Genomic DNA, 11919 nt, shown 5'->3' on the forward strand with positions numbered 1-11919 from the left:
ATGAAGAAAACAGCTATTTCATATAAAAAAACAGAACTATGCTAACAGACAACGCCAGTCTAACGGCCTTTCAGGCCGAAATACTAGCGGGCATTCCGCAAGAGCTGCCCGAATACCCAAAAATGGACCCCAGCATCAGCCGAGCGCCCAAGCGCAAGGACATCCTTAATTTGGAGGAGAAAAAATTGGCCCTTAAAAATGCCTTGCGTTATTTTCCGCCACATTTGCATGCTCAATTGGCGCCTGAATTTATGCAAGAGCTCAAGGATTATGGCCGCATCTATATGCACCGCTACCAGCCCAAGCAAGCCATTTATGCTCGTCCGATAGAGGAATATCCCCATCAATCTAAGCAGGCTGCGGCCATCATGCTGATGATTCAGAATAATTTGGACCCAGCGGTAGCCCAGCACCCTTATGAGCTGATTACTTATGGGGGCAATGGGGCTGTTTTTCAGAACTGGGCCCAATATCGCCTCACGATGAAGTACTTGGCGGAGATGACTGATGAGCAAACCTTAGTGATGTATTCTGGTCATCCGATGGGGCTCTTTCCGGCGCCCAAAGAATCGCCCAGAGTGGTGGTCACCAATGGCATGATGATTCCCAACCACTCTAAGGGAGATGATTGGGAGCGTTACAATGCTTTAGGCGTCACCCAATATGGTCAAATGACGGCAGGCTCCTATATGTATATTGGTCCACAAGGGATTGTGCATGGCACCACCATTACGGTCCTCAATGCGGGGCGTTTGCAAGGCAGCGATGATTTGGGCGGAAAGTTATTTGTTACAGCGGGTCTAGGCGGCATGTCGGGCGCTCAGGCCAAGGCGGCTGTTATTGCTGGCGCCATTGGCGTTGTAGCGGAGGCCGACCCCATTGCCACTCAAAAAAGACATGAGCAAGGCTGGGTAGATGAGGTCTATACTGATTTGGCCAAATTAGTAGAGCGGATAGAAAGCGCCAGAGCCAAAAAAGAGGCGGTATCCTTGGCCTATCAGGGCAATGTAGTTGCCCTTTGGGAATATTTGGTAGAGAAAAATGTAAACGTAGAGCTAGGCTCCGACCAAACCTCTTTGCACAACCCTTATGCTGGCGGCTACTACCCTATTGATATGGATTTTGATACGGCCAAGCAGATGATGGGTGAGCAGCCCGAGCAGTTTGCTCAAGCTGTGCAGGCCACTCTCCGCCGACATGTAGCGGCCATCAATACGATGAGCGAAAGAGGGATGTATTTCTTTGATTATGGTAATGCCTTCCTCAAGGCGGCTCGTGATGAAGCGGGGGCTGATATTTGTTTGCCTGATGGTCGATTTAAGTACCCCTCTTATGTGCAGGATATTATGGGGCCGATGTGTTTCGACTTTGGTTTTGGTCCTTTCCGTTGGGTTTGTGCCTCTGGAAAAATGGAAGATTTGCAATTTAGCGATCAGCTAGCGGCGCAGGTGCTAGAAGAGATGGTCCAAGATGCGCCAGAAGAAATTAGCCAGCAATTGGCGGATAACATTCGCTGGATTAAGGCCGCCGAGGAAAACCAATTGGTGGTAGGTTCTAAGGCTCGTATTCTCTATGCCGATGCCCTTGGTCGCATTCGCATTGCCCAAGCATTTAATCAAGCCATTGCTGAAGGGAAAATGGGGCCTGTGGTCCTTGGGCGCGATCATCATGATGTATCTGGAACAGATTCGCCCTATCGGGAAACCTCTAACATCTATGATGGCTCGGCCTTTACGGCCGATATGGCCGTACAGAACTTTGTGGGTGATGCCTTCCGTGGAGCTACTTGGATTTCTCTCCACAATGGTGGTGGTGTAGGTTGGGGCGAGGTCATCAATGGTGGCTTTGGAATGCTCTTAGATGGCAGTCCCGAAGCGGATCGCAGATTACAGCAAATGCTTTTCTGGGATGTCAATAACGGAATTGCCCGCCGTGCTTGGGCCAGAAACCCCCACGCCCGTTTTGCCATTGAGCAGGAAATGAAGCGTTCTCCAGGCTTGCAAGTTACCCTTGCCCAAGAAGCCGATGAGGACCTACTGGACCAACTTTTCAAGTAGTCTTAGCCATTAAACAAAAGCCTAGTATCAGATGATACTAGGCTTTTTTGCTTGCTACATCAACTGATAGCGAAAATGAAGGTAAAATCGTCTACCCACAGTACTCCCCCACTGATAACCGCCCTCAAAATCTGCAGAAAAAGGATCTTCTGCGCCATAAATCAGCGTTTTTTGTTGCCGATTGAGCAGTTGCTGTACCCCTAGTCTAAATCCTGTTTGCTTAAAGAACTTAGACTTTGAAAACCAGCGGTTGAAAGGCAACTCTAGCTCCATATCCCAGCGACTAAAACCCGGGCTTCTTTCTGGCGCCTCTCCCCTAGCGCCCAAACTCGGTAGTCGTTGGCCAGATTGCAAGTATAGAATAGACTCTATAGTAAAAAGAGAAACAGGTCGCTCCGTTAGCCAATTTCGGAAGCGGCAAACATAACGAGTCGCTAAGCGCAACCGATGGCGACTATAAAGGGGCAACTCTCGACGCTGATCTGCAATATAGCTCCAACGACGACTATAACGGTAGTCAAAGTTAAGGGAAAGAGAGGGCTCTGAAAAGTTGATTCCTCCAGATACCTCTAAGCTATTTCGCAGGCCCATTTAACCCTCATCTAAATAGTCAAAGCTAAGCAAATAGGGGTCTTCATCTAAGTTGACGACCATTTCTTGGGGGGCTAGCTGCTGCCGCCAACGGAACTGTAACTGGGAGAGAAAAGATCCAAATGGCCCATAATAAAGGTTCCACCAATGCGAAACATCTAAGGCAAAGCCGTAATAGTAGAGTTCTTCGGCCTGCCAATCGCTATCTACTGCTATGCGGCGGCCCGTGCGCAATAAATCGGCATATTCGGTTAAGGGATTGGCAAAGCGCCAAGAGCGACCAGCAAAAAAGTTGCTCTTGATCTCCTTATGGATTTGGTAATTCAATTTAACTTGTGGACTAAATTGCGGGCCCGCCAAATTATGGTAATGCAACTGCATATGCGTAATCAACTGCCATTTTGGGCCCCAATAAGTATCATAACCTACTGCCCCGCCCAAAAGCCGTTCAGCTCGTCTAAAATCTTGGCTGTCTAAGCGTTCAATAAAGCGATTTTGGACCACATCCAGCTGCATCCGAAAAATATCCAGCTCCGATTTGAGGTGGTATTCATAGCGGGCCTTCACCTCTAGGCGCACTTCTTCCCCCTCATATTCTCGCTTGCCCCAATTTCGCTGCTGCATATGGTCCTTATACTGCAAATTGATGAGCAATAAGTCTTTGGTCCGAAAACCTACCAAATGATGGCTACTGAGCTGCTGCTGTTGCAACTTGAGTTCTTGCCCATAAGCCATCGTATCTCCCTGCAAAAAGGCGGTTCGCCCCTCTTGCTGCGCCAAACTCAAAAACTGGATATTGTTATTGGAATGATAGCGGCCCGAGTAAACATCCCAGCTATTGTCTAAATAAAAACTCTGATTTTGGGCCTGATCTTGCCAGCCATCCTCATTTGCATCCCGAATTTGATTCAGGTATTGTCCTTGCACATCCAAACTGACCTGCATGGCATCCACATCCAAACGGCTGCGCAAAGCCCCATTAAATTCTCCAGCATGGCTGCCCATAAGGTCTAGCCCCAAACGAGGTTGATGCTTGGGCGTGAGCAAAATGCTGCCAAAAGCCCCATCATGGTCCAAACTATAGTCATCAAAACCATAGTAATTTAGGTTGGGCTCCCGCTGCTGGGCCAACCAAAAATATTTACCCAAACCCGCATCTGTATACAAACGAGCGGCTCGCAAATCATCTTTAAAATAATGCTGAAAAACGGCAGGCTCCGATAGGCTCTGCCCCCAAATTGGTCCAACTAAAAGGAGAAAAAAGTAGGGTATTAGTTTATTCATCTGCTATCTGTATATATATATTTTTTGGGGGGCCTCCTGCCTTCGGCAGGCGCTACGCTTTGGGGCTCGCAGGTCTGCTCGGCCCTGCAGGCTACACTTCGTTTCGCCTTTGGTCTGGCCCTTCGGGCCACCCCGCCGCATCGCTAGGCCAAGGCCCACTTTTGGCGTCCTACAGGCCTGAAGGGCCGCAGGCTGAGGGATGGAAAGTGGTGCGGCGCAGCCGCAGACCAAGGCGCTGCAAGCGCCGAAGGGCCGAGCAGACCTGCGAGCCACGACACAGCCCGACCCGCCCAATAATTCATGAGGGTTTCAACCCTCATTTTGTATCGCTTCGCAAAGCGATACCGCTTTGCGCTGGGTTTCAACCCGGCGGAAGGGGCAGCCCCAAAAGAAAAATCGTTTAATTGGCTGCTTTGATCTGTATGCTTTGGCCCGCTTCCCAAAATACTGCATTGGGGCGATAATAGAGGTAGGCCGAATTGGCGGGGGCCGTAAAATGCCCAGGCAGCTCCGCTTTCAGGTCCAAAAGTATCTTTTTAGATTGGCCCGAGGGAATTTTTCTAAAGTAGAGGACCAAATAATTGTCAAAAATCTCGTAGTAATCAAATTTGCCCGCCTCTTGCTGCTCCTTGAGCTGCCAAGATTGTAAGCTCAGGCCAGCGGGAATCCCAATCATGGCAATAGGTGTGGGCGCATCTTTGTCCTGCAATTCGTTCTTAATTTCGACCTCATAACGGAGCAAATCCCCTTCTAGCGCTTGCGTTTTGGCCAAGCGAGTAGCCACTGAAATAGGCGCATTTTGGGCCGTAGGTGGCGTATATTCTAGCCAATTGAGCTCCAACATATAGCTTTGCGCTCGGCTAAAGCCCTCAAAGCTCAGGCTAATTTGATTTTGGCCAAGGGCCATTTTTTTGGCCAAGCTATCCATGGCTAAAGTTAGGCCCTCATAGCTATTAAAGGCCTGTTCTTGGAGCAGCTCCCCATTCAGATGAACAAGCAGTTTTCCGTCTTCTACAGACTGTATTTTTTGCGCCAAGGCGTAGGCGGTTAGGGCCTTGAGCGACCAAACCGTGCCTTGGGTATCGCCAAAATAATAGCGGCCTTTTGTTTTGATTAAAGCATTGACCAAGGGATGACAGGCGGCCAGATCGCCCACCTCCAAATGGGCCAAAATGGCCAAAGACAAAATATGCGGACGAAGATTTTGGCCCGTCGCATAAGTAATCGAATGCTCGGCCTTTAACTTGTTGAGGTCAGTCATATTCTTTTGGAGCAAAGCCAAAAGTTCTTTGCCCTTAGCCTTTTTGCCAGCATAAAAATGGGCCAAACTCACTAGGGCCAGACGGTATAAATCGCGGCTAGCGCTAGCCTCTTGGGCCGCTAATTGCAGCTCCTTATCTAGGCCTTTTTCGCCAATATAGGCCAAAGACATCGTAATATAGGCATTGCTTACCGCCTCCGATTTGCCCCAGCCATGATTATAGCCAGCAGCAGACAAAAAGCCACCACGGCCATCTCGACGAGAGAGCAACCAGCTTCGGGCACGCTCGATCATGGCCTCATCGACAATGGGCGCCACAGCGGCCATATCCTTAAATTCCATTAGGCCATAGGCCGTGAGGCCCTCATGCGCAGGAGAGGCGCCAAACCACTCGAAGCCACCGCCAGCAGACTCATAGCCCGCCAATTTATTATAGCCCTCTTGGATATAGCCCAGCGCTCGATCCGCTATTTTGGGATCGAGTTGGCCTGTAGACTCTAATAAATGTAGGGCCAAAATATTGGGATAAGTACTGGAAGAAACCTGCTCAAAACAGCCATAAGGGCGGCGGATCATGCCTTCTAAGGTCGCTTGCAATTGCATGAGCGGATTGCCAAAAACGGTAATTTGGGCTTGCATAGAGCCCTCCTTCATTTCATCAATATTCAATTGATAGCTCGCCTGCAGTTGTTTATCGGCCTGGCTAATGGCTACAGGAAAGGCTCTAGCTTTGAGTCGGCTCTTTAGCTTTAAAGCATCTTTATGGCCAGAAGCAAAAAAGCTCAGCTTCATATTGAGGTCTCTGTTTTTGCTATAATTGAGCACAAAAGGCAGCTCTAGGCGCAAAAAGCTATCCTTAGGAATATTGTATTTCTGCGTATCTCGACTAAATAGCGGTTGCCATTGCTCGCTATGCGACAAATAAAACTTGCCTGAAAGCGCTTCATCGGTTTGGTTAATCAAAAAGACGGGCAAGCGGAGGGTATCGCCAACAATCAGCTCTTTGGGCAATTGGGCCCGTAGCTGAAAAGGAGACTGCACACTATAGGTTTTTTCTTGGCGACCAATTTTTTGTCCGCCTACTCCTTCCGTAATAATGCGGAAAGTAGTTAGTGCATCAGAATTATAAAAATAGAGTTCTGCCTCTCCATCTTCATCCGTTTCGACCAAAGAGTTCCAGTACAGGGTATTTCTAAAGTCGGTTCGCTCCACGGAAATATTTTCGTAGCGCTCTTTTGCGGCTAAATAAGGGCTATAATCTGGAGCGTAAAAGCTTTGACTCTGATAAAATTCAGCCCAGCCTTGCTGGCTAAGTTCTGCAGTTATTCCTTTTATCGTCGTTTTGGTATCGGTAATTTGAGGTTGGCTCAACTTATCGGTTGTTGGGCTGGGACGAAGCTGTCCCTCTGCTCTTTGTAGATTGAGGTAATTGCTGGTCTCGTTTAGATTAGCTGTGTTCAGTTTTGTTTCTTGTCCTACTGCTGGAGTTTTTTCTACTGGAGCTGGTCGTGGCGCACCATCAATTACTCTTATTCCTTTAATAACAATATCATTATTCCTATTTCCTCGACTTAATTCCTCGCCATTTTCTGCCTGGTTCACCCCTGCTGTAGTTGCGGCAATACTCGCAATATTACGAGTAGGCATTTTTCGAATATCTTCTGCGCCTAATGTTTGGCCAGCAGTAGTATTATCGGTTTCTATCAGTGGAACACTATACTCTAGAATCCGCACCTCTTCAACAGCCACCTCCATTAAATCTAGATCCGAATCTGAATAATAGTAGTCATAGCGTAGCTGCTCACCACCTCCAATTCTTAGCTGTTTAATCAGGCCTTTAGGATAGCCTACATAAGTAATCCTGAGGTCATAAATTCCAGGAGTAATTCCATCAAATTTATAATTCCCATCAAAATCTGTGGAGGTTCCTTTGACTAGCTGACCTGTTCCTGCTTTTAGTAAGACAACATTAGCAAAAGCAAAGGGCTCTCCATACTCATCAAAGATCATCCCTTTGAGGACAGCGGGATCTGAGGAGCTGCCCACTTTTTTACGGCTATAATAGGCGCTTTTATCTTGGAGTGTGCGGAAAAGCTGTCTTTGAAAATAGACGGGCTCTCTATTCTGAGAAGTATGATAGTTCTTGGGGTAAACCGTTTGTTCTAGTAAAAAGCCTCTATACTTTGTTTTTAGTAAGAGCTGATCTTCTCCCTCATAGTCTTCCCAGACAAAAAAGCCCTCTGCATCTGTTTTGAGCTCTGCGAGTAGTTTTTTATCTCCATTGCGATAAACGCCTAGCGACTTATTGCCCAAAGGCGCTCCATTAAAAAACAGTTGTCCGGCCAGACGTTTTCCATCTTCTGCCATGAATTTAACTTGGGGCTCTGCCGCCATGATTTGCCGCCAGTTATAGCGGCGCCAGCCTTGCGTCAAAAGCAGATAATCTAAGGCGGTATCTGCTTTGGGGTTATTGTCCTCAAAGTAAAAAGCGGGTTCTTGGATCTTGCCTTTTAGTTGGCTAGAGAGCAAGAAATGAGAAAGAATATTATCGGCTTTATCTTGGTCCAGATTCCAAAACTTATCATCGACCACGGCTAAAGAGAGCTGCGTTTGCACGGGCTTGCCTGCTGCATCTTTCACCTTAATTTTTAGATTGACCTTTTCGCGAATGGCATATTTATCTTTATCTGTTTCAATTTCGATTTGCAGACCTGCTTGCTTTGTGGCAAAAAATAGGCGCTCGGCCTCGGGCTGCTCTGCCTGATTGAAGAGGGTAATCTTGGCGATGCCCATTTTGCAATCTTTTAGCGGCAAGCTATACCTTTGGCTGCCCGCCTTCAGCGCGATTCCACGCTCTTCGATAAGGCCTGCATCTTGGACCATCAACAGGCAGATGCTTTGTTTTTTACTGCTATAAATTTCTAGTTCTAGTTGTTCTTCGTCTTGAGACAAGATCTTAAAGCTAAGTCCTTTAGTGAGGGCCTTGGGCAAGTCAAACTCTTGTTGTACGGGACGAAGCACTTTTAGCCGATATTGTTCTTGAGCTTTAGGCTCAAAATCCAAAACGCCCATTCCCTGATGATAGCTTTTGTAGGCTTGCAATTCTTCTCCGGCGGCATTCAATAGCACAGCCTCAATATCTACGGCCTGGCCTTGTAGGTCTAGAGATTTAATGGCCAAGCGATTTTTAAAACCCGCCATGAGGTCGCCACTTTCGGGCATAAAGTGCAGCTGGATTTTATCTTGGACCAATGGAATACTTCGCCCGATAGATTCTCTTTTGCCTTCATGCTCTACAAAGACATTGAGCAAGCCTTCAGAGGCCTCCAAGGAGCTGGGTAGTTCAAATTGAATTTGGCTTTGCCCCATGGCATTGGTCTCGCCCTTGCCTTTTTTCCAGACTTTCCCTCCTAGAAAAATCTCATAGCTTAGCTTTTTATTGGCCAAAACTTCATTTTGGGGTGTGCGTACATCCAATTTGGCCTGCACCAAATCACCTGCTCCATAGCGCTCTCGCAAGAAATCTAGCTTCATCAATAGATCAGGTAAATATTGGTTTTGGACCGTGAGTTTTTTCTCAAAAACAAACTGTTGATCTCCAAAATTCTTTTGCCAATTAGTCTTTAGCCGAAGCGTATAAATTCCACCTTTGGCATCTTTATCCAACTTAAAGTCTCCTCTAGCCTTGCCCTTTAGTACGGGCAAGCGGTAACTTTTCTCGACCTGTCCCTTAGGGTTTAGCCATTCCACTTCTAGCACTTCCGACTTACTGGCTAGCAGCTCTTGGTCAAGTAAATAAGCTGAAAACCAAATAGTTTCCCCTGGTTCATAATAGCTGCGATCGGTTTGTGCATAAATATTTTCTGTGGGCAAGATTTCATTGTATTGCTCTATTTTTTGGCTGTAGGGTCGCTCTTGTGCCCAAGCCGAGCTATATAGTCCTAGAAAGAGGAGGAAGTAAATAATTTTATGCATAGGTTCTTTTTCTTTACTAGATGCAGCCTACTGATTTTTTGATGTGTGCTTTTTTGTTTTTGGGGCCTCCGCAGCAAAGCTGCGGCGCTACGCTTTGGGGCTCGCAGGTCTGCTCGGCCCTTCGTTTTTTCGCTGCGCTCAAAAACTCGGTCTGGCCTGATGGCCACCCCGCCGCATCGCTAGGCCAGTCGCTTCGCTCCTCTACTGCCTCTTCAATTACGCCCTTTACGCAGCTTTTTATAAGCAGTCACCTTGCAACTCTTTGGCGGCAAAGCCGCTGGCCAAAACCTTCTTCCTTTTTAGACAAAAAAAAGCCTGTACATTGCTGTACAGGCTTTATAGATGAGGTTGGCAGTGACCTACTCTCCCACTTTCGTAGTACCATCGGCGCTGAGGGGCTTAACTGCTCTGTTCGGAATGGGAAAAGGTGTCTCCCCCTCGCTATGACTACCATTAACTCTTTGTTCATCCCTTTGGATGAGCTATTTTTTTTGATAAAAAAAGCCTGTACATTGCTGTACAGGCTTTATAGATTAGGTTGGCGGTGACCTACTCTCCCACTTTCGTAGTACCATCGGCGCTGAGGGGCTTAACTGCTCTGTTCGGAATGGGAAAAGGTGTCTCCCCCTCGCTATGACCACCATTAAATCTTTGTTCATCCCTTTGGACAAACTCTATATCGTTATGACATAAGGAAAGTAATAGAACTTTAAAAGTGCGTTGATTATCGATCTTTCTTTTAAAAAAGAAAGAAAAAGGAAGCTTTCGAGAAATTAGTACTACTTGGCTCCCTAACACATCACTGTGCTTCCACCTATAGCCTATCTACCTGGTCATCTTCCAGGTCTCTTCAACGAATACTCATCTTAAGGTTGGCTTCGCGCTTAGATGCTTTCAGCGCTTATCCTTTCCAGATATAGCTACCCAGCATGCACCTGGCGGCACAACTGGTACACTAGAGATCTGTTCAACTCGGTCCTCTCGTACTAGAGTCAAATCCTTTCAATATTCGAGCGCCCACAACAGATAGAGACCGAACTGTCTTGCGACGTTCTGAACCCAGCTCGCGTGCCACTTTAATGGGCGAACAGCCCAACCCTTGGGACCTTCTCCAGCCCCAGGATGTGACGAGCCGACATCGAGGTGCCAAACCTCCCCGTCGATATGAGCTCTTGGGGGAGATCAGCCTGTTATCCCCGGAGTACCTTTTATCCTTTGAGCGACGGCCCTTCCATGCAGAACCGCCGGATCACTTAACCCGACTTTCGTCCCTGTTCGACTTGTCTGTCTCACAGTCAAGCTCCCTTGTACTTATACGCTCTTCGCATGATTACCAACCATGCTGAGGGAACCTTTGGGAGCCTCCGTTACCTTTTAGGAGGCGACCACCCCAGTCAAACTACCCGCCTAACAATGTCCCCCACCGGGTTAGTCTCTAAGCAATTAAAGGGTGGTATTTCAAGGACGACTCCACCAGCACTAGCGCACCAGCTTCATAGTCTCCCACCTATCCTACACATCAATTACTCAAAGACAATGTTAAGTTGTAGTAAAGGTTCACGGGGTCTTTTCGTCCCGTTGTGGGTAATCGGCATCTTCACCGATACTTCAATTTCACCGAGCTCACGGCCGAGACAGTGCCCAGATCGTTACACCATTCGTGCAGGTCGGAACTTACCCGACAAGGAATTTCGCTACCTTAGGACCGTTATAGTTACGGCCGCCGTTTACCGGGGCTTCAGTCAAGAGCTTCGCTTACGCTAACCCCCTTCCTTAACCTTCCGGCACCGGGCAGGTGTCAGACCCTATACTTCTCCTTTCGGATTCGCAGAGTCCTGTGTTTTTGCTAAACAGTCGCCTGGGCCTTTTCACTGCGGCTCTGATTACTCAGAGCGACGCTTCTCCCGAAGTTACGCGTCCAATTTGCCTAGTTCCTTAGCCGTGAATCACTCGAGCGCCTGAGGATACTCTCCTCGACCACCTGTGTCGGTTTGCGGTACGGTTTGTATATTAGTTAATGCTTAGCGGCTTTTCTTGGAAGCTGACTAACATCTTAGCTCTTCTCTCTAATGAGATCCAAGTACTATCGTGCTTCAAATAGACAGCGTACTTCACTACTGTCCTCTCTCCACACTTTAGCCCACTATTCCGTCAGTGAGCAGATGACCGTCAACTCCGTCCCCGCTTCGCCCAATATACAAGTATCAGAATATTAACTGATTTTCCATCGGATTCGCCTCTCGGCTACTCCTTAGGGTCCGACTAACCCGACTCTGTCTAACATAGAATCGGAAACCTGGGTCTTACGGCGAATAGGTCTTGCACCTATTTTATCGTTACTCATGCCTACATTTGCTTTTCTAGTCGCTCCAGCATACCTCACAGTACACCTTCAGCGCAACTACAATGCTCCCCTACCACTCTTTCGAATCCATAGCTTCGGTAAAACGTTTTATGCCCGAGTATTTTCCGCGCAGAATCACTCGACTAGTGAGCTGTTACGCACTCTTTAAATGAATGGCTGCTTCCAAGCCAACATCCTAGCTGTCATAGCAATTCCACCTCGTTCAGTCAACTTAACGTTTATTTTGGGACCTTAGCTGATGGTCTGGGTTGTTCCCCTCTCGGCTGGTGACCTTAGCACCCCCAGCCTCACTGCTCGGTAACATGTCTAAGCATTCGGAGTTCATCAGGGGTTGGTAGGATTTGACTCCCCCTAGCCCTATTGGTAGCTCTACCTCTTAGACACTC

The 11919-nt window shown here is 47.7% G+C and carries 4 protein-coding genes and 3 rRNA genes (1 of these 7 cut by a window edge); 1 reads left to right on the plus strand and 6 read right to left on the minus strand.

The window, feature by feature from the left end; genetic code table 11:
- Positions 1-38: 38 nt before the first annotated feature.
- Complete coding sequence (gene hutU, locus OP864_RS06495) at positions 39-2057, plus strand: urocanate hydratase (protein WP_270100440.1); 2019 nt, start codon at positions 39-41, stop codon at positions 2055-2057.
- A gap of 54 nt (positions 2058-2111) precedes the next feature.
- Here hutU and OP864_RS06500 read toward each other — a convergent pair whose 3' ends face one another.
- From OP864_RS06500 to OP864_RS06525, 6 genes are all read right to left on the minus strand, one after another.
- Positions 2112-2648, minus strand: coding sequence for a hypothetical protein (locus OP864_RS06500; protein ID WP_270100441.1), 537 nt, complete (start codon positions 2646-2648; stop codon positions 2112-2114).
- The gene (locus OP864_RS06505; RefSeq protein WP_270100442.1) at positions 2649-3932 is read right to left on the minus strand and encodes a TonB-dependent receptor; all 1284 of its coding nucleotides are present in this window, start codon (positions 3930-3932) and stop codon (positions 2649-2651) included.
- Between the two features lie 400 nt (positions 3933-4332).
- Complete coding sequence (locus tag OP864_RS06510) at positions 4333-9168, minus strand: MG2 domain-containing protein (RefSeq protein ID WP_270100443.1); 4836 nt, start codon at positions 9166-9168, stop codon at positions 4333-4335.
- A 346-nt stretch (positions 9169-9514) separates the two neighbouring features.
- A 5S ribosomal RNA gene (gene rrf / locus OP864_RS06515) occupies positions 9515-9623 on the minus strand.
- 81 nt (positions 9624-9704) lie between these two features.
- A 5S ribosomal RNA gene (rrf, locus tag OP864_RS06520) occupies positions 9705-9813 on the minus strand.
- Positions 9814-9921: 108 nt separating this feature from the next.
- Positions 9922-11919 (minus strand): 23S ribosomal RNA (locus OP864_RS06525); it runs 815 nt beyond the window's last position.

This window comes from Saprospira grandis, assembly GCF_027594745.1.
GTDB classification, from domain to species: Bacteria; Bacteroidota; Bacteroidia; order Chitinophagales; family Saprospiraceae; genus Saprospira; species Saprospira grandis.

Bases quoted from the DNA above. Each gene is read 5' to 3' on its own strand.
- hutU (WP_270100440.1), top strand. From the start codon at position 39: ATGCTAACAGACAACGCCAGTCTAACGGCCTTTCAGGCCGAAATACTA.
- OP864_RS06500 (WP_270100441.1), bottom strand. From the start codon at position 2,648: ATGGGCCTGCGAAATAGCTTAGAGGTATCTGGAGGAATCAACTTTTCA.
- OP864_RS06505 (WP_270100442.1), bottom strand. From the start codon at position 3,932: ATGAATAAACTAATACCCTACTTTTTTCTCCTTTTAGTTGGACCAATT.
- OP864_RS06510 (WP_270100443.1), bottom strand. From the start codon at position 9,168: ATGCATAAAATTATTTACTTCCTCCTCTTTCTAGGACTATATAGCTCG.